Raw genomic sequence first — 23,096 nt, 5'->3', positions numbered from 1 at the left:
CGCCCGATACGCGGCACGAGCGGGCGCCGTCACGGCGCCAAGTCCGGTGGCACCGCGGGACGACTCCCGCCCGGAAGGGCGGGAGTTTCTTTTTTGCAGTGCCGAAGGAGGAGACGATCGTGATCGATCCGGAACTGCTTCGCAAGGAGCCCGAGCGCATCCGGGAAGCGGCACGGCTCAAGGGCTTCGACCCCGAAACGGTAGACCTGGCGGTCACCCTGGACCGGCGCCGGCGCGAGCTCCTCGCCGTCGTCGAGCGCCTGCGGGCGGAGCGCAATGCCCTATCCAAGAGGATTGGTAGCCTGCCCCCGGAGGAGCGTCACGCGGCCCTCACCCGCGCGACCGTGCTCAAGGAGCGGTTGGCACAGCTGGAACCCGAGCTGCGGGACGTCCAGAACCGGCTCCAGCACCTCCTGCTGTGCCTGCCCAACCCGCCTGCGCCCTCGTCCCCGGTAGGTTCATCCGACGAAGACAACGTCGAGATCCGCCGGTGGGGCCAGCCGCCCTCGTTTCCCTTCCCTCCACGCGACCACCTGGAACTTGGACGGCTGCTGGGGATCATCGAGACGGAGCGGGCCGTGAAACTGGCGGGTTCCCGCGCCTATTTCCTGAAGAACGAGGGGGCCCTCCTCGAATGGGCCGTCCTCCGGTTCGCCGTCGACCTGTTGCTTCGGCGGGGCTATACGTTGCTGGCACCACCGGTGCTGGTCCTGGACGAGGCCATGACGGCCACGGGGTACTTCCCGCTGGGACGCGAGGAGGTGTACCGGCTCGAGCGGGACGAGCTGAACCTGGTCGGCACCGCCGAAGTCCCGCTGGTGGCTTACCACATGGATGAGACCCTTGAGGAGAACGAGTTGCCCCGGCGTTACTGCGCACTCTCCCCGTGCTTTCGACGCGAGGTGGGCAGCGCGGGCCGCGACGTCCACGGCCTTTACCGGGTCCACCAGTTCTTCAAGGTGGAGCAGGTGATCATCTGCGAGGCCGACCCCGACGCCTCCCGCCGCTACCACGAGGAACTCCTCAAGAACGCCGAGGACATCCTGCAGGCCCTCGAACTGCCTTACCGGGTCGTGCAAGCCTGTACGGGCGACATGGGACAGGGACAGGTTTTGAAACACGACGTCGAGACCTGGATGCCCAGCCGCGGCCGGTACGGAGAAACCCATTCGTGTTCCAGCTTCCACGACTTCCAGGCGCGCCGCGCTCGCATCCGCTACCGGGACAGGAACGGGCGGGTCCGGTACGCCTACACGCTGAACAACACCGCCGTCGCCTCGCCCCGGATCCTGATCCCGCTCCTGGAGATCCACCAGCGGGAAGACGGCAGCGTCCGCATCCCGGAGGCCCTCCGGCCCTACATGGGCGGCTTGGAGGCGCTGGTCCCCCGGGTTACGTAAGTGTAACGGCAGCGTAACGGCCGCCGAGGGGCAGTCCCGGGGGAGGGCGGCAGGCGGCAGCGCCGCGGCAGGGAATCTCTTGCAGAGACGCCCAGCGCCCCGGCCGGCGCCCGCCTCCCCGAACGGAAGGCATCCGCAGGCGCCGGTGGGCCGGCCGGTGGGTCCGGACCTGTGACCCGCCGCGGCGGGAGAGGAGCACGCCAATCCATGGACCACTCCACGGGCAGGCCGACCCTGGTCGCCGCGGTGACCGCCGAGACCATCGCCCTCGAGGTCCACTGGGGCCGGGAGGTTTACTACCTGGAGGTCTCGGACGGTGCCGTGCGCTACCGGGAGACCACGCGCTGGGACCGCAATGCTTCGTACATCGAGAACCTGGTGGACCTGGACAAGCTGGTCGGGGATCTCCGGAGCAGGTACCGGACAAGGTACCCGACCCTGGGATCCCGGCCCGTTGTAGCCGAGCTGGAGTTCGACAACCACCAGTTGACCGTCAGGCGCTGCACCGAGCGGACCACGCCGCGTCCGGTCCCCTGGACGGTGGAAGAACGGTGGCCCCGGGAAGCGGCATGGTATGAGAAGTGGAGCGAGACGCGGTTCGTGTGGGGCGCCTTCGACTGCGAGGGCGTCGTGGCCTGCGTCGATGATGGGCATGGCCACCCGGACGAACCGGCCACCGGCGGGCGGGACCCCCATCGGGGCGACCATCCCGCCGTGATCCTGCTCACCGGGCGCCCTCCCCTTTGGGAAACCGGGCGACTAGCTTCCCTTTTGCGCCAGGGCCGGCCGGTCGTGGTGCTCGATTCGGAGGACGGCTTCCATCTCGCCCCGCGGCATGACCGGCTGCCTCCCCCGGGGGTCCCCAGGGACCGCTTCGGCTACATGTCCGTCGCCTGGTTGCCGGCCCAGGCGCTGGTGGGCCGGACCGTGCGGGTCATCTCCGACGGGCAACAGGGTATCCTCCTCGTACGTCGCCCTGACCGTCCAGCTCATGCACCCGTGATACGTGGCGTGACCCACGATAAGACCCACGATCACGGTAAGACCCACGATAAGGAAGACGCCCTGGGGAACGCGCCCCACCCGACCGGTGCCGGGAACGCCGGTGACCGGGCCCGTTCTGTGCAGGACCGACGGCGCACCGACCTGCTGCCGGCCAGCCGCCACCGGGTCACCCTGACTCCCGTGCCGAAAGACTTCATACCCCCCTTCGAGCAGGTCACCAGCGTGGGGGTCATCGCTTTCACCCGGGAGGGAAAGGTCGCGGTCACTCTGCAATCCCGGGGCTTTGACATCCCCGGCGGCCACGTTCAGCGGGGTGACCGCAGCCTGGAGGAAACGGCCCGGCGGGAAGCCCTGGAGGAAGCCAGGGTGACCCTGGGCAAGGTGGAGTACCTGGGCGCCCTTCGCTCGACCTACTACTCCGAGCCGACCTACATCGTGCTGATGGCGGCCATGGTGGAACAGGTCCTGCCCTTCGCACCGTCACCGGATCACCGGCTGCGGCTGTTTCTGACCCCCGAGCAGTTCGCGTCGGTGTACTCGGCGGGGGACCGGGAGAGGATGCAGGCGGCTGTACGACAGGCCCGGGCCTTGTTCTTCCCATAGAGCACCCATAGAGAACACCCTGTCGGGGCGGGCCGCCGGCTCCCGTCCCGTAAACGGCTTGCGGTGGTGGACCGGGTGTGCGGGCCTCTCACCTTCTACTTTCTACTGCCCCCGCGGGCACCGGGATCTTGCGGCCCGGCGCCCAGCAGGCATCCGGCCGCCCGACAGGGAATGTCTGCTAAGAACCTGCGTCAGGGGAGGGGAGCCGGCGTGCTACCGCCTGGAACGCTGCAGGACCGCGTCGCCATCGTCACCGGGGGAGGAACCGGCCTCGGCAAGGCCATGGCCCTGGAATTCACCCGCCTGGGGGCCCGGGTGGTGCTGGCCAGCCGCAAGCCCGAGAACCTGGAGAAGGCCGCCGCCGAGATCACCGAGCGGGGCGGCCAGGCCCTGACCGTCCCCACCGACGTCCGCGACCCGGAGCAGGTCGACCGGATGGTCCAGGCCGCCCTGGACCGCTTTGGCCGGATCGACATCCTGGTCAACAACGCGGCCGGCAACTTCGTCTGCCCCGCCGAGGAGCTCTCCGTCAACGGGTGGAACGCCGTCGTCAACATCGTGCTGCACGGGACCTTCTACTGCACCCGGGCCGTGGCCCGGCACTGGATCGCCCAGGGCCGGGGCGGCAACATCCTGAACATCATCGCCACCTACGCCTGGACAGGCGGGCCCGGTACCGTCCACTCGGCGGCGGCCAAAGCCGGCGTCCTGGCCATGACCCGCACCCTGGCCGTGGAGTGGGCGCCCAAGGGGATCCGGGTGAACTGCATCGCCCCCGGCCCGGTCGACGGCACGGGCGCCGCGCCCCAGCTCTGGCCCACCGAGGAGGCCCGGCAGGCGGTGATCCGGTCGGTGCCCCTGGGCCGCATGGGGCGACCGGAGGAGATCGCCCACGCGGCGGCCTACCTGGTGTCCGACTACGCCGGGTTCATCACCGGCGAGGTGCTGACCATCGACGGCGGGCAGTGGCTGGGGCGGGGTGTGTTCAAGGGAAGTCCCCGCTCGTAAAGCGGGGCCTCATGAAGGGAGGTCTCATCAAGAGGGCAAGGCCAGCGGGCGGAGTCAAGGCAAGAGGGAGGTAGCACCCCTGGTGCGCGTTGCGCTCTTCATCACGTGCCTCTGCGACCTGTTCTTTCCCGAGGTGGGCGAGAGCACCGTCCGGCTGCTCCGCCGGCTGGGGGTCGAGGTCACCTTCCCCGCCGGGCAGACCTGCTGCGGGCAGCCGGCCTACAACACGGGCTACACGGCCGAGGCCCGCGATGTTGCCCGCAACCTGATCGAGGTCTTCGAGCGGGAGGCGCCCGGTCTGCCGGTGGTCACGCCGTCGGGCTCCTGCGCCGCCATGATCCGGCACCACTACCCGCGCCTGTTTGCCGGCGATTCGGAGTGGGCCGCCCGGGCCGCGGCCTTCGCCGAGCGGGTCTATGAGCTGTCGGAGTTCATCGTCCACGTCCTGGGCCGGACGGACCTCGGCGCTCGTTACCCCGCCGTCGCCACCTTCCACCGGTCCTGCCACATGGCCCGCGGGCTGGGCCTGGTGGAGGAACCCCTGGCGCTCCTGCGGGCGGTGGAGGGGCTTGAGCTGGTGGACCTGCCCCACCCCGGCGAGTGCTGCGGCTTCGGCGGCACCTTCGCCGTGAAGATGGCGGAGCTCTCGACCGCCATGGTCGACGCCAAGGTCCAGGCCATCGGGGAGACGGGGGCGCAGCTGCTGGTGGGCTGCGACGTAGGGTGCCTCATGCACATCGGCGGGCGGCTGCGGCGCCTCGGCCGGCCGGTGCGGGTGCTGCACCTGGCCCAGCTCCTGGACGAGGCGACGAGGCCGGCCCTGCAGACGGCGTAGAGGCCGGCCAGCCTGGCCCGGTATCGCCCCGGCCCTGCCGGGCCGGCTGCGGGTCAAGTTCCCCGCCATGGGACCGGTGAGCGGCGATCGGCCAGGGTGACAGCCTGGGGTGACGGGCGCCGGCCGCCGTGTAGCCCGGCGCCTGGGTCCCTGAGTTACCTGCAGCTCGATGGCGCACCGCGGAGCGACCTCGGGGCGACCCCGGGCGGCCGGGGGCTTCCTCAGGGCAGTCCCGGGGTTCCCGAGGGCAGCCGGGGGGCGGTCTCGCGGCAGTCCCAGGACCCCGGGGGCAGCCTCGGGGCGGCCTCGTGGAGCCCCAGGGCAGCGGCGGAGCAGCCTCAGGGTAGCCGACGCACAGCCTTAAGGAAGCCCCAGGGCGACCGGGCGCCGGCCGCCAAGCAGCCGGGGCGGACACCAAGCAGCCGGAGCCGCCTTATGGCAGCCCCACGGCCGCGGGTTCGCTGGCCCCGGCTCTGGCCCGCGCCCGCCGGGTTCGTCCGCCAGGCGACCCCTTGACCGACGTACCGCGACGTACCGGGGGGAGGAACCGGCCATGCACAGCGTACCATCCGATTGCCATCAGGCGGGGACGGCACCGGCCACCGCCACGGCCGGCAGGCTCGGGAACACGCTCGGGAGGGCCGGCGGTCCGGCCAGCGCGACCCCAAGCCCTACCCTGAGCATCGCCACGCAACCCCCGAGCCTCTCCCACCGCCCTCCCGCCGAGCCCTTCCAGGAGCGAGCCGCCGCGGCCCTGCGGGACGACTTCCTCCGCGTGGCCGTCCCCCGCGCCACCTACCGCCAGCACTACGGCCGCGAGCAGGCCCTGGCCCAGCTGGGCGACCCCCTGAAGTGGCGGGAGCGGGCCCGGACCATCCGCGCCCGCACCATCGCCCAGCTCGACCGGTACCTGGACCAGGCCGTCGCCGCGGTCCAGGCCCGGGGTGGCCACGTCCACCGGGCGGCAACGGCGGGCGAGGCGGTGGAGGCGATCCTGGGCATCATCCAGCGGGCCGGCGCCCGCCGGGTCGTCAAGTCGAAATCGATGGTGACGGAAGAGATCCACCTGAACCCCCACCTGGAGGCGGCGGGCGTCGAGGTGGTGGAGACCGACCTGGGGGAGTACATCATCCAGCTGGCGGGTCACCGGCCGTCCCACATCGTGGCGCCGGCCGTGCACCTGTCCCAGCAGCAGATCCGGGAGATCTTCAGCCGCGAGGCGGGCCGCCCCCTCCCCGACGACGCCGTCGCCCTGGCCGCCTTCGCCCGCCAGCAGCTGCGCCAGAAGTTCCTCCGCGCCGACGTCGGCATCTCCGGGGTCAACTTCCTGGTGGCGGAGTCGGGCACCGTGGTGCTGGTGACCAACGAGGGCAACGGCCGCATGGTCACCTCCCTGCCCCGGATCCACATCGCCGTCATGGGCATGGAGCGGGTCGTGCCCACCTGGTCCGACCTGGCCGTGTTGCTCGAAGTTCTGGCCCGCAGCGCCACCGGCCAGAAGATCACCGTCTACACCACCTTCGTGGGCGGGCCGCGGCGTCCCGGCGAGGCCGACGGACCCGAGGAGTTCCACCTGGTCATCGTCGACAACGGGCGGTCGAACCTGCTGGGGACGCGGTTCCAGGTGGCCCTGCACTGCATCCGCTGCGGGGCGTGCCTGAACGCCTGCCCCGTGTACCGGCAGATCGGGGGCCACCCCTACGGGGGCGTCTACAGCGGGCCCATCGGGGCGGTGATCACGCCGCTGCTGGGCGGGCTGGACGGCTGGGACGACCTGCCCTATGCCTCCAGCCTATGCGGCGCCTGCCACGAGGCCTGCCCGGTGATGATCCCCCTGCACGATCTTCTGCTCGACCTGCGGGAAGAGGTGGTGAACCGGGGGCGGTCCGGTCAGGCGCCCACCGGCAACGACGACGCCACAGCGGCGGGCACGAAGGGCCTCCGCGACCACGGGGAGCGATGGGCCTTCCGCCTGTGGCGGTGGGTCTTTTCTGACCCGCGGCGGTACCGGCTGGCGGCCCGGTTGGCCGCGTGGGTGCAGGTGCCGTGGCTCGATGCGGAATCCCACACCAGGGACGAACCGGCGGCCGGGCTAATGGTCGGGGCCGTCCTCCGCGGCGGGCCGGGCCCCCTGGGTGCCTGGACGGCCTCCCGCGACTTCCCGGCCGTCGCCTCCCGGCCCTTCCATGCTCGCTGGGCCGCCCTAGCCCGGGAGGTGGATCCCGGCCCCGCAGGGTCCCAGGACGCCGAGCCCGGGGGCAACCGCGGTCCATCCCTCACGCCCGCCTCCGCCGAAGCCGGCCCACCGGCCAGGGACGCAGCTGCGATCCAGCCGCAGACCGCGCCGACGATCCGGTCCCAAGGTACGGCCGAGGCCCTGTCGCACCCCCGCTCCGGAACCCGGTTCGACGACGGGTCCCGGCCTGAGAACGGATCCGGGGAGGGATCCGAGGCCGGGGGCGAGCCCCGGACCCCGGGCCGGGCCATGGCTCGGTGCCTGGCGCCCGCTGCACCTGCCTCCACCCCCTCCCCCGTAGTGGCGTCCGGTCCCACCGCCGGCTTGCCGCGGGCGGACCACCCGGGCCCCGACCCTTCCGGCTGGCCCGAGCGCTTTGGTCGGGAGTTGGAGGCTGTCCACGGCACTTGGACCCGCGTCCAGGGCGGAACGCCCGAAGCCGTTGCGGCGGCCTGCGCGGCCGCCTGTGCCGCATTCGTCCGGTCGCGCAGCCTGCGCCGGGTGGTGGCCTGGGACCCCGCCGCCCCGGACCTGCCGGAGGGCGCCGGGCCGGTCCTGGAAGCCGTGCTTCACGCCCTGGAAGAAGCCGGCTGCCGGCTCACCCGCTGGCGGGACCAGCAGCCGGGCTTTTCTCCGCTGAGGCTGCGCGAGGCCGTGGCCATCGCGGACCTGGGTATCGTGGTGGCCCACTTCGCCATTGTCGCCACCGGCACTGTGGCCGTGGTCCACGGTGCGGGCCGCGGGCGGGCCGTCAGCCTGCTGCCGGAGCACCTGGTGATCCTGGTCCCCGGCGCCGTGCTGGTCCCCACCCTGGCCGAGGCCATCACGGGCCTCACCGGCCGGTACGGGGTCGCCGACCCCACCACCGCTCCGCAGAACGTTACTTTCATCACCGGTCCCAGCAAGTCGTCGGACATTGAGCTGCACCCGGTGGTGGGGGTCCACGGGCCGCGACACGTCCACGCCGTGATCTACGGAACGCAATGATCTCTTGTGCATGACGGTAAGGATGACGACAGTTGTACCGGGAGTTGTTGACGAATAAGGCCTTCTTGCTATTGTTTTTGGGCCGCTTGATCACCAATGCTGGCGACAGCGTCTACCTGGTGGCAACGCTGTGGTACCTGAGCCAGTCTGATGCTTCCGGTGTGGTGGCCGGACTGGCGGGATTTCTGATCACGGTGCCACAAGTGTTTCAATTCATCTTCGGGCCCTTTGTCGACCGTCTCCAGGTGAAGCCCGTTGTCGTCGGAGCGCAGATCGTGCAAGGCGTGTTCGTCACGTTCTTGTTGATCCTTGTCACGAAGAACGCGCCCGCCTTGCTCGTATTGCCCGTGGTATTCGGCATTCATCTTGTCGCCACGGCCGCCAAGCCCGCCTATGGCAAGTGGATGCGCCTCATCGTCCCCGACCGGCTGATGGTCCATGCCAGCTCCATCATGGGATTTGCCAATGAAACGGCCGACGTGGTGTTCAACTCCATGTCGGGCGTCATCATCGCCACCGCCGGCGTGGCCGGTTCCCTGTGGTTCGACGTATCAACTTTTGCCGTTGCAATGGTATTGTTTGGGCTGATTGGCGTCTCCCACATGGCCAGGGAGTCTGCTTTAGGGAAACTCTCTTTCAAAGCCTTTTGGGGAGACCTGGTCCAAGGCGTTCGTTTTGTGTCCGGCACGCTGGTCGGCAAGATTGCCCTCACGGCCGTCCTGGCGAACGGGCTGAACGGCATGCTCTTGCCGATACTGCCACACATCGGGGAAGCGCTGGGGGGCCCGGAGTACTACGGATTCCTGGTGGCCGCTCAAAGCGCGGGCATCCTGGCCGGCACGCTTGTTGCACCACTTCTCACGGGGGTTAATGTGGGGATTCTCGTGATTGGATGCATGGTCACCAGCACCATTGCGTGGGTTGGGTCCGTGGTTGCAGCGTTTATTTTCGGGTCTCCCGACGTATCGGTATCGATGTTTGGAGTTGCGTGGCTTCCTGTTGGAATCATGAATGTGGTGGTCTCCTCGGCGGTGATGGTGATCACACCTCCTCATTTCGTGGGAAGGGTGGGGTCCACAGTACAAAGCATCAGCACGATGGTGATGCCTGTCGGAGCGTTGATAGGTGGTGTGCTGGCCGTGTTTTCGAGCGTCGGCACGGTGTTTGGATTGACATGTTTGACACCGTTGAGCATTGCGTTGCTGTGGGTAGCCATTCGCGATTTGCGTGGCATGCCTGCAGCAAGTAAACTGACCCCGTTGCCGGTAGCGGAGGGAGTCGATAGGGGTATCCCCAGGTAGAGCGCAACGTTCTGCTCCGGGAAGTGGGCCCGAATGCTGTGACCGGCGCGAACTGGAGACCGAAAGGGCGACCGAAGGGCGGTCGGGTGCTGTCTCTGTCGATCCCTGGCTCTCCGGCGGATCCACCGTTCCGGTGCTTCGATCCCGCTGTGGTTCTGGTACGGACGGGGAGGCGGATCCATGCCGGTCCTTTTGCTCCTTCACGGCATCCCGGTGACGTCCAGCGTTTGGCGTCCTGTACTGGGGCCGCTTGCCCGCCGAGGCCGGGTGATGGCGCCCGACCCGCCGCTGGTGACAGCGCCTGAAGCGGCACCGATCGACCCCGAAGACTGGTTCCTCTAGCTGGACGTCCAGATCCTCGGCACCATGCGGGGTCCCGTCAGGCCGGTGTAGGATCCCGTGAGCCCGGTGGTCCACGACGTGGGCGGCCCCGTCGGCTTGTAACGTCCACGTGGGAGCGGCGGTCCGTCTGACCACTTGACACTTCGATCAGGTTTGGACTCGCCCCGCACCCCGCCCCATCCCCGAATCGGGCGCGAACCGCTCCATGCACTACTGTCGCCCGCCACCCTCCCCTTGACACCCACCTTTCTAGTGCACTAGTGTAATAGTGCACTCGATCGACGGGAGGAGCGACGGTGCCCGAACTCTTCGGCAGCGAGTTCCGTCTGGACCCAACCCGGCCGATCTACCTACAGATCATCGAGCGGTTCCAGGAGGCTGTCGCCCGGGGCGTGCTCCAGCCGGGGGATCAGATTCCCGCCCAGCGCGAACTGGCCCAGCGCATCGGCGTCAACCCCAACACGGTGCAGCGGGCCTACCGGGAGATGGAGGTCATGGGCCTGGTGGAGACAGCCCGGGGCACCGGAACCTTCATCACCCTGGACGCCGGCCGCGTCCGGGCCCTTCGGGAAGACCTGGCCCGCCAGGCGGTGGCCGAGTTCGTCCGGCGGTTGCAGGACCTGGGCTTCACCCGGGACGAGATCGCCCGCCGGGTGGCGGCGGCCCTTGGCACGCCCATTCCGGGCGGGGGCGACCTCGAAAGGGGGTCCCACCCAGGCGATCCCGACAATTCGTTCCACGCAGGAAGCCCCGGAAGTGGATCCCACGTAGGCCCCGCAAGGGGGTCCCAGGCAGCAAGCCCAGGGAGCGGGTCCCCTGTTGAAAACCAACAAGGAGGGACACCTTCGTGACGCGCTGGTATCCCCTGGCCTCATCGCCTGCTTCATGGCGTGGGTCGTTCACCGTTTCATCGACCATGCGACCCACTGGGGTGGCATCGCCTGCATCATCGACTGGCACCGGTTTTGGGGCCGCCGTCAGCGCGGCTGCCGTCAGCTCGGGGGACAGTCCCCCATCCTCCCCGCCCGGCCCCATGCCAGCAGCCGGCTTCCCCGGTGCCACCTCCCAATCCGCCGTCGAATCCGCCGCCCAATCGGCCGCCAACTTCGGAGGCGGCGAAGACCTGGCGACGGAGGCAGCCCCACCCGCCGTGTCCTTCCACCACGTCTGGAAACGATATGGCTCCATAGAGGCCTTGCGGGATGTGACTTTCACCCTGCCTGCGGGCACCGTCACGGGCCTGGTCGGGGCCAACGGCAGCGGCAAGTCGACCCTCCTCAAGGTGGCGGCCGGGTTTGTGCGGCCCGCCCGGGGTGAGGTCAGGGTCCTGGGCCAAACCCCCGGCGTAGAGCTGCGCCGCCGGATCGCCTTCGTCGCCGAGGTCGACCCGCTGGACCCGTGGATGACGGTGGACCAGACGGTCCGGTTCGTCCGCTCCTTCTTCACCGACTGGGACGAGGACCAGGAGGGCGAGCTGCGGGAGATCCTGGAGCTGCCGGGCCGCAGGCGGGTGGGCGAGCTGTCCAAGGGCATGCGGACCCGCGTGCGGTTACTGCTCGGCCTGGCCCGCGTGGCGCCGCTCGTTCTTCTGGACGAACCCTTCTCGGGCATCGACCCGGTGTCCCGCCGCCGCATCGCCGACGCCATCCTGGCGGCGTGCCGGCGGGGCGGCCGGACGATCCTGCTCTCGACCCACGACTTGAAGGACGCGGAGCCGCTGTTCGACCGGCTGATGGTGCTGGCGGGCGGCCGGCTGGTGCTCGCGGGCGATGCCGACGAGCTTAGGGCCCGACACGGAAAGTCCCTGGAGGGGATCGTCGAGGAGGTGCTGGCATGACGCCGTTCTTCCGGCTCCTCTGGCGGGAGGTGCGCCAGGGGCTGCCCACCACGGCGGCCTCCGTGGTCGCCATCCTCGCGTGGTACACCTTTCTGGCCAGCCGCGTCGGCCGCTGGAACGAGGGGCTGGTCCTGGCGATGACTCAGGTGCCGCTGTGGTGGCTGCCCCTGGGAGCCTTATGGCGCACGTACCAGAGCTTCAAGAACGACCTGGACACCTCCCGCGCCTACCTGCTCCTGTCCCTGCCGGTCTACGGATGGCAGCTGGCCGGGGCCAAGCTGCTGGCGGTGTGGCTGGAGGCGGTGCTGTACGTAGGGGCGACGTTCGGCGGCATCGCGGCCATGGTGCAGGGGGTGGGCGTCCCCGGCCTGCCGCCCGACATGTCCGCCGCCGTGGCCGCCCAGTTTGTGCGCACGCTGGTGGAGACGGTGGGCCTCCTCCTGGCGATCCTGCTGGCCTTCGCGATGCCGGCGTGGCTCGTGCTGGTCCAGGCGGCATGGGGTGCCGGCCGCACCGTGCGGCGGGGGCGCCACGTCCTGATGGGCCTTGCCTTCCTCGCGGGTGCTTGGCTGTTGGTACGCGCGGCTGTCGCTGGGGCGGCCGTGCTGGACTTCCTTCCCACCGTGCCCGCCTTCCCCTACCCCGACCTCTACCGGGCGCCGGGCGGGACCTGGGCCGTCGAAACGCGCTGGCTGGCCATGCACCCGGGTCCGTGGCTGGCGGTGGTCCTGGCCACGGCGGTGGGGTTCGTCGGTACCGCTCGGGCGGTGGAACGGGCCCTCGACGCCGAGGGAGCGCGGTGGCCGGCGGTGGCAGGGGTGGCCATGGTGGCGGCCGCAGCGGCGGTCGACCTGTACCTGAACGGGGTGGGGCTCTTCGACGCCCTTCTCCAGGCGCTGGTTGGGGCCGGGACGTAGGTCGAACGCAGCCGGCCGGCAGCCGGCGATGGCCGGCCGGCGAGGCACGGCCTCCATTCCGCCCGCGGGGAGCCACGCGGCCCGAAGGGCGGGCCGGCCTAGCCGAGGAAGGATCGAAGGTGCCGGCTCACCCTTTCCACCGCATCCTTCCGGCTGGCGTACAGGACGTAGTAGCCGTCGCGTCTCGCCCTCACCAGGCCCGCATCATGAAGGATCCTGACGTGGCGGGAGATCGCGGCTTCCGACAGGCTGAGGGCCCGGGCCAGTTCCTGGGTGCTCTTGGGCCCCTCGTGGCAGAGCTTCAGGATCTGCAGGCGCGCCTCGTGGGCCAGGGCGAACAGCATGCGCTGCAGGGCAACCGGAGGCTCGGCAGGCGGTCGCAGCAGGGGCCCTTCATAAGCATAGACCAGGCATGGCTGCCACGGCGGGTCGCACTCCACGCGGGTCTTGACCCGGGTGAAGAGGCTGGGGACCAGCAGCAAGGGCCGGGTTGGGGTGACGTCGACCACGACGTGTTCGGGGAGCCGGTGGAAGATGAGAAGGTGGCGGTCGCGGACCACCCGCGCGTCGGGTGCCACCTCGTGCAGCACCGTCCACACGTCCGTCGCACGGAGTCGTTGCGAGCGCCGCTCGGCATCGGCCAGCAAGGCGGAGTGGATGCGCGCCCACTCCCCTTTGAAGGCACACTCCCAGAACTGGTCGAGCATGTCCAGAAGTCGCCGCCGCAACCGGTCGGGGCTCCGGATCAGCTCCTCGCAGGCCTCCACATACCGCGGGTCGAGACATCGGGCATGCTCAAGGAGCATCGCCTGGGTCGCGCCGTCCCGCATCACCTCGTCGAAGGTGGGATCCCGCTCTGCCTCCCATGGCGTGAACGCCCTCGCACATTCCTCCACGAAGGTCTCCAGGGGCAGCCGTTCGATGTCCGCCAGTTCCTCATGAAATGCGGGAACGCCCTCCCGCGGCCGCGGGGTGAAGAAGCCCAGTTGCCAGTCCCGATAGGCGAAGCCCAGCTTGCGAATCTCGGTGAGCAGGGAACGGGGCAGCCGCTTGCGCGTCTCTAGAACCCAGTGAAGTTGCAGGGGGTGAGCCCGCGGGTTCACGATCGCCTCGAGGGCACAAACCGCCTCGAGGAGAGGCGACAGGTGGAAGGTCACGGCCGCTTCGGGATTCGCTGGAAGCTGGATCTCGATGGTCACCGTCCGACACCATCCGTCTCGCCGTCGCGGTCCGCCACCATGCCATGGCGAGCCCGCCCAACGCCATCTGATTGCGAATTCTTCGAATGTGTTGAACCGCCGGGTGAGCACCCCATAGGCTTGTGAGCAGCGACACCGCCGAGGAGAGGCTTGTGAGCAGCGATGCCAAGGAGGTGCCCCGATGCCCGCTTCCGCCCATCCCGTGCCCAAGTGCTACCTTGTGGTGGCCTACGCACCGCCGCGGGTGTCCGCCCGCGCCGCCAACGACGCGTTCAACCGGTACATCGCCGATACCAGCCGCGGGTTGGTCCTTACCCATGACCACTTCATCCACCCGCGCGGCGGCTACGCCATCTTCGCCTGCGAGCGGGAAGTACAGGTACGGCGCGTGACGGACGCCCAAGACGAACTGCCCGGCTGGCAGGTTTCCGTCCACCCGCTCACCTTCGCCCACGATGCCGTGACCTGGCTCTACCAGAGCGACTGCACCCTGGCCTGGTACCGCGGCGGGCAGCGACTCCGGACGTGGATGAACCGGTACGAGGCGTCGGAGCATTGCCACAGACTCGAAAGCCGGCTTCCGTCCCAGGCGGATTGACCGTTCCGGCCGCGGCGGTCCACCGAACCGACGGCACCAGACTGCGAGCCTGCACCGGCCGCCGGCGGGACGTTCAACCTTCCGCCCGGCCCTCGCTCAAAGGCCCCAGCAGGAAGATCACGTTGCCATCGGGGTCGTGGAGGCTGCATGCCCGGGCACCCCAGTCCTGATCGGCCGGCTCGGTGGCGAAGGTGAGCCCCTGTTCGGCAAGCCGCCGGTACGCCGCGTCGACGTCGCCCACCCAGAAGCTGATGTGGTCGATGCCCGGCGGGTTGCCCACCAGGTCCGGGCTGCGCCGCGCACCGCCTTCGGGCCGGTTGGTCTGAAAGAGGTAGAGGCGGGCGTCGCCGGCGACCAGCAGGGCCCCCGGCGTCTCGTCCCGGCTCTCCACCCGGAATCCCAGGCGGGTGTAGAAGGACTCGGCGGCCTGAAGGTCGCGCACTGCCACGCCGACGTTGTCGATCCGCTCGACCATGGTGCATCCCCCTCCTTTGGGTGCGGTCCCACCGCACCGCCGGCGGCTTCCCGCTGCCCCCGCTGTCGGGTTGTCGTCCCCCGGGCGACGTTCGCCCGGATGGTCTCCTCGTCCTGCCGACGACGTGGGGAGCCCGCCTTCGTCATTGCACCTCCGGGGACGTCTCGACGGGAGGCCGCTGGTCGACGTAGGATCAAGGAGGAGCGGCCTCGTAGGGATCGCGAACGTTTGGGGGGACTGGCTCCCTGGGGCCGCCCCGACGTGGCCATGGCAGAACGCCCACAAGCAGAACGCCCACAACCAGAGGCAGGAGGATCGTGGTGTCTCCTTTCGCACTGGTGGTCCTCGGTGTCCTGGTTGGCGCCATCGGCACCCTGATCGGCGCCGGAGGCGGGTTCCTCCTGATCCCCGTGCTCGCCCTTCTCTACCCGACCGACGACCCCGGCACCCTCACCGGCATCTCGCTGCTGGTGGTGGCCGTCAATGCCCTCTCCGGGTCCATCGCCTATGCCCGGATGGGGCGGATCGACTTCCGGGCGGGGGCCTGGTTCGCGGCGGCGGCCATCCCGGGGGCCGTGCTCGGGGCGTGGGTTTCGACCGTGATGTCCCGGCGGCTGTTCGAGGCCCTCTTGGGGACGTTGATGGTAGCAGCGGCGGTGTGGCTGCTGGCCCGGGCCCAGCGGGCCGCGCTGGCTGACGCGGCGGGTGCAGCAGGTGCGGCGATGGCTCAAGGCACAGCGGGCACCGGCAGGGCACCGCGGGCCGACGGGGCAGCACGGGCGGCAGCCACGGCGGGTGCGACAGGCCCAGCCGGTGTACTGGGTACGGCCAATGCAACCCCCGCAGCAGACCCAGCGGGTTCCGCGGCGAAAACCGGAGCTGCCCGGTCGGCCGAGGAAGACGGGGTGGGTCCCGCCGGGCCGGCGAGCGGCGCCTCCCGCGGCCGCAGCCTGGGCCGCGGCATGGCCCTCAGCTTCCTGGTCGGCATCGTATCCAGCCTCTTGGGCATCGGTGGCGGGATCATCCACGTGCCGCTTCTGGTCGCGGTGCTGGACTACCCGGTCCACGTGGCGACGGCCACGTCCCACTTCGTGCTGGCCCTGACGGGGTGGGCGGGGGTGGCCGTCCACGCCTGGGCGGGGACGTACCACCACGGGCTCCACCGGGCGGCCTTGCTGGCGGCCGGCGTGATCCCCGGCGCCCAGGTGGGCGCGTTGCTCTCCCGCCGGGTGGACGACCGCTGGATCCTCCGGGCCCTCGCCCTGGCCCTGTTGCTGGCGGGGGTGCGGGTGCTGGCCGAGGCGGCGGGGGCGTGACCGTGGCATGGCCACGTGGCCGCGGGCGCCAGGTCCGAACGCGGCGCGAAACGCCGACGGGCGTGTTCACCGTTGGCCGCCGCCGGGCGGGAGGGGACCCCGGCCGGCTGACTGCCCCGCGGCCATGAGGACGCGCCCCCGACGACCCCGCGGGCAGCGGGCACGCCCCCACCGCTACGCGACCGTGTCGGCACGGCAACGGCCCCGACCGGCGCCCCACGACTTTCCTCGGGCCCCCCACGGGTCCCATCAGGCCCCCGCGGCTTCCCCCAGCCGCTCGATCAACCACTGGCGCAGCACGGGCACATGGCTCCGATCGGGGTTGCGGGCGGCGGTCAGCAGCACCACGGTCCCGTATCGCCGGCAGGCCGCGAGGGCGGGGGCGGTCACCTCGTCGCCGAGGGCATCCAGCTCCTCGCGGTACCGCCGGCGAAACCCGTCCCAGCGGCCCTCGGGGTCCTGGTGGTACCAGCGGCGAAGGGCATCACTGGGGGTCAGATCCTTCCACCACGCGTCCCAGGGGGCGTCTTCCTTGCGGATCCCGCGCGGCCACAGGCGGTCGACCAGCACGCGGTAGGCGCCCGGAGGCGCCGGTTCGTCCCTGTAGACGCGACCAATCCGCAAATCCAAGCCCCTTCACCTCGCCCCTCTTCCGCGCACCTCCCGTTGCGGGTCGAGACCCGCCAGGGCGCCCCCAGCGCTGCACAGCGATGCCCGGCGATACGGAACGGGAGGATCGAACCCGTTGCTCGCGGCCGCCGAGTGTCCTCCCCACCGTCTTTGTCCGACAAGACGCCCTGGGGGTCCTCCCATGGCCGGCCGCACGGCGTGGGAAACCCGCGGTGCGGCCGGTCCCGACCGGGCCGTCGCGCGGCGGCGGTCGCCGCCGAACCTTCGGCCGTGCCGCCGTGTCCCGCCCGCCCCCGTTCGTCACCCGACCAGGGCCACGGCCAGGCCGCTGGCCACCATGGCCACGGCCCAGACCAGGTCCACGTTGACCCAAGCCCGCCGTAGGAAGAACAGGCCGAACCGGTAGTACACGAGAAGCGCCACGGCCCCGGCCACCACCAGCATGCTAGCGGCGTGAACCGCCGCGGCCAGGAGCACGCCGGCCCAGGACCCCAGCCCCGAACCCAACGCGAACCCCGCCGCGGCTCCCGGCCCGGCTCCCAACCCGGACCCGGCCGCGGCCGTCCCGCCTGCTGCCGCCACGAAGGCCGACCCGTCGGCGCCGGCCAGGTGGGTGCCGTGTTCGACCCCCACCGTAGCCGCCGCGGCAGGCCTCGCCGTCGTTGCCCCGGCCGGCCCTGCCGCCGGTGCCGCAGCCGGAGCCGCCGCATCGGGTGCCGCAGGAATGGCCCCGCCCGGCCCAGGCCCCGCCCACCAGACCAGGGGTGCCAGCATCAGCCCGGCACCGTGGGCGGTGGCCATGAGGAACGACCACAGCACCAGGCCGGCGAAGCCCACCTGCATCCCCACCCGCCCCCCGGCATGGCGGGATCGGAACAGGTGGAACAGCCCGTAGCCCACCAGCAGGGCGGCCACCCCGTAGCGCAGGGGCACCGCGGGGAGCACCGCCCGGGCGCCCCACAGCAGAGCCAGGACCAGCCCCACGGACAGAGCGTGGCCCAGGCCGATGGGCAGCAGGGCCCACACCACCCGCCGCCCGCTGCGGGCCTGCATGCCCAGGGCCACGGCGAAGAGCCAACCCATGGCCGGGTTCACGCCGTGATAGGCGCCGAGCAGGACGAGAACCAGCCACGGCCAGGGACTGCCGTGGCCGGTTCCGACCGCATGGGTCAGGTGCTCGTGCACGGGGGTCGCCTCCTGACCGGCCTGGGGGCCGGTGTCGGCCCGGTCCTGGCGGCGTGGCGCCGGACCCGGCCGCCACCGGCGCGGCCGGCGTGAAGCAGGGAAGCCACCTGCGTCAGATCAGGGCGGGGCTCCCCAAGGTGTGGCGCTCCACGGGCCGTCTCTCCAGCGTGTGTCTCTCCAGGGCTCGTCTCCCCGCGGTGTCTCGGCAGGGTGTCTCGCTCCACGGTCCGCCTCGCGGGGGCGGATCTCTCCAGGGTGCGTCTCTCCGGGGTCCGTCTGCCCGGGGTTCCTCCGTCCACGGTCCCCCTCTCCAAAGCCGTCTCCCCAGGGTCCGCCCCGGCCGGCTCCATGGCGGCACGATCGACGCCGCCACGCCTCACGACGGGAAGCAGAAGGAATCGGACGAGCTGTCGCCGCCCTGGAGCCGCACCTGATGCGGCCGGCTCTCGCCGAAGTCCACGAAGAACCCGGGGTCCACCGCCAGCCCGCCGGCGGGATCCGCGTCCAGCTTGACCAGCCAGCCCCGCAGTCCCGGGTAGAACTGGTCGTCCCAGGTGCTGTAGAGGGAGTTGGTGACGTACACCCGGCGCCCGTCGCGGCTGACCTCGACCATCTGGGGACCGCCCGTCAGGGGCCCCGCCGCCGGGTGGGCCGCCCGCCGCACCACACCGCCCAGCCGCACGGAGCCCGCCAGCCTCGGGTGGAAGGGGTCCGACACGTCGTACTGGCGCAGCTCGCCGGTCCCCCAGCAGGAGACGTAGAGGAAGCGGTCGTCCAGGGACAGGTTGATGTCGGTGATGAGGGGCGGCACGGCGCCCAGGGGCTTGAGGATGTCCGGCAAGGCGTCCTTGTCCTCGGCGGGTTCGGCCGGGATCTCGATCACCTTGCGCACCGCCCAGCGGTCCCCGTCCCGGTACCAGAGCCAGACGGAGCCCGAGAGGTCCTCGACGCTGACCACCACGCCGACGAACCCGTACGCCTTGCTGGGGTCGTGGGCGGGCCGCAGCTCGAGGACCATCTGGTGCTGGTCGCCCAGGTCGACCTCCTGCACGTGCCGGCGCCGCCGCAGGTCCCAGAAGTGCAGCCGGTGCCCGTACCGCCGGTTGACCACGTCGTCCAGGTTCAGGCCGCCCTCGAATAGCGAGGGGGCGCCCCACTCGCTGGTGACCACGGTGTCGTGGCCCAGGTGCCACCAGAAGTCGTAGGCGTAGACCTGCGGGCCGCGGTCCACCTCCCAGCGGCCGAGGACGTCGAAGCTGTCGTGGTCGAGGATTAGGATGCCGCCCGGGCCGTCGCCCTCGCGGCCGCCCAGGGCGCTGACATAGATGCCGTCGGGACCGCAGTGGACGGTGTGCAGGCGGGAGTACCCGGCCCGGCGCAGGACCTCTTCCGGTTCCACCACCTTGACCAGCCGCGGCGCCGCCGGGTCGGGCTTGGTATCCAGGATGTAGATCCGGGACGAACGCAGCCCCGGCACCAGCAGGTAGCGCCGCTCCACGTGGGGGTGGGGGGCGAAGGGGCAGAGGGCCGAGCTGCAGGCGTTCCAGCCGAAGTGGTGCACCTCGTCGCCGGTGTAGGGGAAGTCAAGGGTGTGGACGACCCGGCCGTAGGTGGCGGAGCGGGGATCCACGTCGACCACGGCGAAGCCGTCGGGCCGGCCGCCGGTGCGGAGCAGGGCCACGTACGCCAAGCCCTCCCCCGGCGCCTCCATGGCGAGGCGCGGGGAGGGATAGAAGGTGGAATCCGGGCGCCAGATGGGCATGTTCGTCCCCCTTCCGGTAAGGCAAGTAACCATTAGTTAGAATACCGATAGTGTTAGTTGTCTATCAAGTGGGTAGATCCCCCTCGTGGCCCGCCGGTGGCCGGCATCGCTTATACTTACATCCTGGCAGCAGAGGGGGCATGCCCGGCTTGATGACTTTCGCAGGTTGGGAAAAAAAACCTGCCGGAGCAGAGCATTCGGGGCAGAAGGTTCCGGGCAGGGATGACAGACCCCGCCGCGAATCGTCGCCAGGGTGGTCCTTCAGCCGCGTTCCCCAAAGGGGAGCCTGCCACCGCGGACAGGCCGCCGGGACGGGATGAACCCCACACCACAGGTCGTCACCTTTCGCACCCCCACCGCCAAGGCGGTGGCCACCCTGGCATGCGGCCTGTTGATGACGGCGGTGACCGGGTTCGTCCTTCTACAGCCCGTCCCGCTGGTTGTGAAAGTCGTGGGGTGGGTGGGGATCGTCTTCTTCGGGACCTGTACGATCCTGGCCCTTCGGGCCGTCCTGTGGCCCAACCCGACCGGGCGACCGCGAAACGGGCGCCCCAACGATAATCGATAAAGCCTTCGTACTGTATCGTTCTCCGCCCCTTGACCTCACTCTAATCCGTGCCCGATGGCAGATAGGAAGGTCACGGTAGATGAAAGATATCGATGGCTACTTCCCGTCAGACAAGGATTTCTGGTTGGGTCTCTTAGTATGGAGCCCCCTGTTGCTCGTCCCATATGAGGCTATCACAGGGGGTCCGTGGCAGACTGCATCCATTGCGCTAGGTATTTACGCGTTGCTAGTTGGTTGGATCTGGCTTGACACCGGTTATCGTATTACTAAGGATTCACTGCATGTTAAGTCTGGCCCGTTTCGGTTCATCGTCCCGTTAAGGTCAATTCGCGGTGTACGACGAACCAGTAACCCGTTATCGGCACCAGCGTTATCGGTCCATCGCCTGGAGATTGCTTTAGAAAATGGTCGACTGATTTTAATTTCTCCCAAGGACAGGGAACGCTTTATTGTCATGTTACGTAGTCGGTGCCCCCACGCCCATTTCGAGGTCTAGTGCACCGGGCCTCACACGCGGTTCTGGAAGCCATAGCTGAGGCGCTTGATGCGCTTGATCTTCGTGTGGACGGGTCAGGGATTCCAGAGGCAACCGCAACAACACCCGAGAACAGCAGGGGCACCGGCTACCCTGGGCGAACCCGAAATGGCAGGACCGCCGGCGCTGGGGTGAGCATCGCCGCAGCCGGTCAACAGCCGCTGCGGCCGTTGAGCAGCCCCTGCAGCCGGTGAGCAGCCCGAGCCTACCCAGGCCCCCAGGACCGGGATCCCGGCGGCGACGACCTCGGTCGGCGCAGGACGAGCCCGCCCGGCTCCACGACATCGATGCGAGGCGGAAGGCAGCATGGCGGACGGAAACACGCGGGTGGAGAGGGAAGCCGGGGTGGAGAGGAAAGCCGGCGGGCCAGCCCCGGCCATCGACGGGTGGGCAGGCGGCTCGTCGGCACCGGGAACGGCCGCGGCACCCCCGGATGACGCCGACGCTCCCGCCTCCCTCCTGCCCTACCCCACCCGTCCCGTGGACGAGGCCCGCTACCTGGTGGCGGACCATGCCGTGGCCCGCTACCGGATCATCGTGCGCTACTTCTTCCGGCAGCACGAGCGCAGCCGGTACTGGCTGACCGCCGACGAGATCGTCGAGCACGTCCGGAGCGTCTACAGGTCCGATTACACGCTCGACGAGTGCGAGCGGGACCTCGGCCAGCTGGTGCACTGGGGCAACCTCCACGCGGAGCAGGAGCGCTCGCGGGCCCGCACCGTGGAGGAGTTCATCCGCAGACGGCTGCGGTATCGCCTGACACCCTATACCGTCGAGCTCGAACGGTTGCTGGTGCGCCTCGAGCACCCCCAGCGGCAGGGTGGCTCCCTGGATCCCGCCTACCTGGAAGGGCTGTGGGAGCGCCTGCGCCAGCTGGATCGCCTGCTCTCTACCAGGGAGCGGGCAACGGGTGCCATCACCGCCGATCTACCAGGGGGCGGCTTCAGTCTGTACGCCCGTGCCGGCGGCCACGCCGAACCGGCCGGCGCACAGCCGGTTCAACCGGCCCTGGCCCGGCCGACGGGGAATGGCATGGGTCCGATCCACGTCCATCCCGCCGATCGCTCGTTGGCCTCGGACCGGCCGGCGCTCCCCGAGGACACGGCCGATCCCCGGCGGGTGCGGGCGCTCTGGCGCGAAGCAGTGGAGTACTTCACCAAGACCCGCGATTTTGCCAATGACTACCTGTCGTCGCTGAGCGCGGCCCGTCCCCGGGACCTGCAGCAGTTCGAGGCATTCCTCTCGTACAAGGACTTGCTGGTCCAGCACCTGCGCCGGTTCGTCCAGAGTTTGATCACCCATGCCGCCCAGATCGAAGGGCTTTTGCGGCGCTGGCGGCATGAAGGCCTCCACCGGCAGCTGGCGCACCTGGCCGGCACCGCCGACGCGGAGGAACCCGATCCGGTCACCGGCCGGCCGCGGGATCTCGACGCCTGTATCCGCCAGCGGCTGGAGGAGTTGGTCTCCCTGGAGAACTGGTTCTGCGACCGCAGTGGCGTCGACGTGCTGCAGCGAGCCACGGTCGACGCCATCGAGTGGATCGTCCGGCAGACCCAGCGCTGGATCGACTACCGGCGGGGCGGCGCCAGTCTCCAGCGCGACCTGGAGGCACTGGCGATCGCCTTCGGTCGGTGCCGGGACGTGGACGAGGCCCGCCGTCTGGCCGGTCTCGCCTTCGGCTCCCCGGGCACCCGGCACATCCACGGGGCCGAACCCCGCTCCGTGCCGGTCGATCGCGACGTCTGGCGGGATGCCGAACCGGTGCCGGTGGAACTGGTGCCCATCGCCCGCGGCCGCCGGGAGCGGGGCCGCTCCGAGGCGGTGCCCGATCGCCGCACGGAACGGGAGGCGGTGCTGCATCGCGAGCGCCTGCGCCAGCAGGAGGAGGCGGCGTTGTGGGACGCGATCTTCTCCGGGCCCGTCCTCGACCTGTCCGAGGTGCACCTCGAACGGCCCGAGCTGCGGGAACGCTTGCTAGCCGTGCTGGTACGCTGCATGCAGTCGCCCGACCGGGCAACGGTCGCCTCCGACGGGTCCCGGATCGAGCTGGTGGGCTCCGTCCCCGGCGAGGCGGGCCGGCTGGTCGCTCCCGACGGGGTTCTGCACCTGGGCCGCTACCGCCTGCGGCGCCTTCCGCCTCGCCGGCTCCCCCCGCCTCGCCGGCTCCCCCCGCCGCCGCGCCGGCCGAACCGGGAGGCCCCGACCGGATGAAGGCCGCGACGTGGCAGGGCAGCCGGCGACGGAGGCAAGCGTCTCAGCGAGGATCCCTTTGTCCGCTGAACGCCCGGCGGCCGCGACGGCAGCGCGCCCAGCACCCCGAACGCTCCGGAACGCGCCACGCGTTCCGCGCAGGCGAC

The 23,096-nt window shown here is 70.2% G+C and carries 19 protein-coding genes; 14 read left to right on the top strand and 5 right to left on the bottom strand.

Annotation, left to right across the window (positions count from 1 at the left end; translation table 11 throughout):
- The first annotated feature begins 119 nt into the window (after nucleotides 1-119).
- From serS to THESUDRAFT_RS03805, 9 genes are all read left to right on the top strand, one after another.
- Entirely contained in the window at nucleotides 120-1,400 is a 1,281-nt protein-coding gene (gene serS, locus THESUDRAFT_RS03845) for a serine--tRNA ligase (protein WP_006903407.1), read from the top strand.
- A gap of 207 nt (nucleotides 1,401-1,607) precedes the next feature.
- Nucleotides 1,608-3,008, top strand: a complete 1,401-nt coding sequence (locus THESUDRAFT_RS12110; protein ID WP_006903406.1) for an NUDIX hydrolase — start codon at nucleotides 1,608-1,610, stop codon at nucleotides 3,006-3,008.
- Between the two features lie 210 nt (nucleotides 3,009-3,218).
- Nucleotides 3,219-4,016, top strand: coding sequence for a 2,4-dienoyl-CoA reductase (fadH, locus tag THESUDRAFT_RS03835; protein WP_006903405.1), 798 nt, complete (start codon nucleotides 3,219-3,221; stop codon nucleotides 4,014-4,016).
- A gap of 82 nt (nucleotides 4,017-4,098) precedes the next feature.
- Nucleotides 4,099-4,851, top strand: a complete 753-nt coding sequence (locus THESUDRAFT_RS03830) for a (Fe-S)-binding protein (protein WP_006903404.1) — start codon at nucleotides 4,099-4,101, stop codon at nucleotides 4,849-4,851.
- 553 nt (nucleotides 4,852-5,404) lie between these two features.
- Complete coding sequence (locus THESUDRAFT_RS12105) at nucleotides 5,405-8,074, top strand: LutB/LldF family L-lactate oxidation iron-sulfur protein (protein WP_006903403.1); 2,670 nt, start codon at nucleotides 5,405-5,407, stop codon at nucleotides 8,072-8,074.
- A gap of 32 nt (nucleotides 8,075-8,106) precedes the next feature.
- Nucleotides 8,107-9,375, top strand: coding sequence for an MFS transporter (locus tag THESUDRAFT_RS03820; protein WP_006903402.1), 1,269 nt, complete (start codon nucleotides 8,107-8,109; stop codon nucleotides 9,373-9,375).
- 638 nt (nucleotides 9,376-10,013) lie between these two features.
- Complete coding sequence (locus THESUDRAFT_RS03815; protein WP_006903401.1) at nucleotides 10,014-10,568, top strand: GntR family transcriptional regulator; 555 nt, start codon at nucleotides 10,014-10,016, stop codon at nucleotides 10,566-10,568.
- A gap of 353 nt (nucleotides 10,569-10,921) precedes the next feature.
- The gene (locus tag THESUDRAFT_RS03810; protein ID WP_242823345.1) at nucleotides 10,922-11,554 is read left to right on the top strand and encodes an ABC transporter ATP-binding protein; all 633 of its coding nucleotides are present in this window, start codon (nucleotides 10,922-10,924) and stop codon (nucleotides 11,552-11,554) included.
- On the top strand, nucleotides 11,551-12,471 hold the full coding sequence (locus THESUDRAFT_RS03805; RefSeq protein ID WP_006903399.1) for a hypothetical protein: 921 nt from the start codon (nucleotides 11,551-11,553) through the stop codon (nucleotides 12,469-12,471). Before THESUDRAFT_RS03810 ends, THESUDRAFT_RS03805 begins: the two co-directional genes overlap by 4 nt.
- Nucleotides 12,472-12,569: 98 nt before the next feature.
- On the opposite strand, the gene THESUDRAFT_RS03800 is transcribed toward THESUDRAFT_RS03805, so the two are convergent.
- Entirely contained in the window at nucleotides 12,570-13,670 is a 1,101-nt protein-coding gene (locus THESUDRAFT_RS03800; protein ID WP_006903398.1) for an ArsR/SmtB family transcription factor, read from the bottom strand.
- A 181-nt stretch (nucleotides 13,671-13,851) separates the two neighbouring features.
- Between THESUDRAFT_RS03800 and THESUDRAFT_RS03795 the strand changes: the two genes are divergently transcribed.
- On the top strand, nucleotides 13,852-14,268 hold the full coding sequence (locus tag THESUDRAFT_RS03795; RefSeq protein ID WP_006903397.1) for a hypothetical protein: 417 nt from the start codon (nucleotides 13,852-13,854) through the stop codon (nucleotides 14,266-14,268).
- Between the two features lie 73 nt (nucleotides 14,269-14,341).
- Here THESUDRAFT_RS03795 and THESUDRAFT_RS03790 read toward each other — a convergent pair whose 3' ends face one another.
- Nucleotides 14,342-14,743: a VOC family protein gene (locus THESUDRAFT_RS03790; RefSeq protein ID WP_006903396.1), complete on the bottom strand. Its 402-nt coding sequence runs from the start codon at nucleotides 14,741-14,743 to the stop codon at nucleotides 14,342-14,344.
- A gap of 320 nt (nucleotides 14,744-15,063) precedes the next feature.
- On the opposite strand from THESUDRAFT_RS03790, the gene THESUDRAFT_RS03785 reads away from it, so the two are divergent.
- On the top strand, nucleotides 15,064-16,059 hold the full coding sequence (locus tag THESUDRAFT_RS03785) for a sulfite exporter TauE/SafE family protein (RefSeq protein WP_006903395.1): 996 nt from the start codon (nucleotides 15,064-15,066) through the stop codon (nucleotides 16,057-16,059).
- 249 nt (nucleotides 16,060-16,308) lie between these two features.
- On the opposite strand, the gene THESUDRAFT_RS03780 is transcribed toward THESUDRAFT_RS03785, so the two are convergent.
- The 3 genes from THESUDRAFT_RS03780 to THESUDRAFT_RS03770 all read right to left on the bottom strand — a co-directional run bounded on the left by THESUDRAFT_RS03780 (nucleotide 16,309) and on the right by THESUDRAFT_RS03770 (nucleotide 19,636).
- A complete protein-coding gene (locus THESUDRAFT_RS03780) occupies nucleotides 16,309-16,689 on the bottom strand; it encodes a DUF488 domain-containing protein (protein WP_006903394.1) in 381 nt (126 codons plus the stop codon).
- Nucleotides 16,690-16,989: 300 nt separating this feature from the next.
- Complete coding sequence (locus tag THESUDRAFT_RS03775; RefSeq protein ID WP_006903393.1) at nucleotides 16,990-17,874, bottom strand: hypothetical protein; 885 nt, start codon at nucleotides 17,872-17,874, stop codon at nucleotides 16,990-16,992.
- Nucleotides 17,875-18,250: 376 nt separating this feature from the next.
- Complete coding sequence (locus tag THESUDRAFT_RS03770) at nucleotides 18,251-19,636, bottom strand: selenium-binding protein SBP56-related protein (protein WP_006903392.1); 1,386 nt, start codon at nucleotides 19,634-19,636, stop codon at nucleotides 18,251-18,253.
- Between the two features lie 316 nt (nucleotides 19,637-19,952).
- Between THESUDRAFT_RS03770 and THESUDRAFT_RS13255 the strand changes: the two genes are divergently transcribed.
- The 3 genes from THESUDRAFT_RS13255 (at nucleotide 19,953) to THESUDRAFT_RS03765 (ending at nucleotide 22,950) form a co-directional block, all read left to right on the top strand.
- Complete coding sequence (locus THESUDRAFT_RS13255; RefSeq protein WP_006903391.1) at nucleotides 19,953-20,204, top strand: hypothetical protein; 252 nt, start codon at nucleotides 19,953-19,955, stop codon at nucleotides 20,202-20,204.
- A gap of 79 nt (nucleotides 20,205-20,283) precedes the next feature.
- Nucleotides 20,284-20,700, top strand: a complete 417-nt coding sequence (locus tag THESUDRAFT_RS15255) for a PH domain-containing protein (RefSeq protein ID WP_006903390.1) — start codon at nucleotides 20,284-20,286, stop codon at nucleotides 20,698-20,700.
- 345 nt (nucleotides 20,701-21,045) lie between these two features.
- A complete protein-coding gene (locus THESUDRAFT_RS03765; protein WP_006903389.1) occupies nucleotides 21,046-22,950 on the top strand; it encodes a DUF2397 domain-containing protein in 1,905 nt (634 codons plus the stop codon).
- Nucleotides 22,951-23,096: the final 146 nt, after the last annotated feature.

The organism is Thermaerobacter subterraneus DSM 13965, assembly GCF_000183545.2.
Lineage (GTDB): Bacteria > Bacillota > Sulfobacillia > Thermaerobacterales > Thermaerobacteraceae > Thermaerobacter > Thermaerobacter subterraneus.
This window is presented reverse-complemented; position numbering and strand designations above follow the sequence as displayed.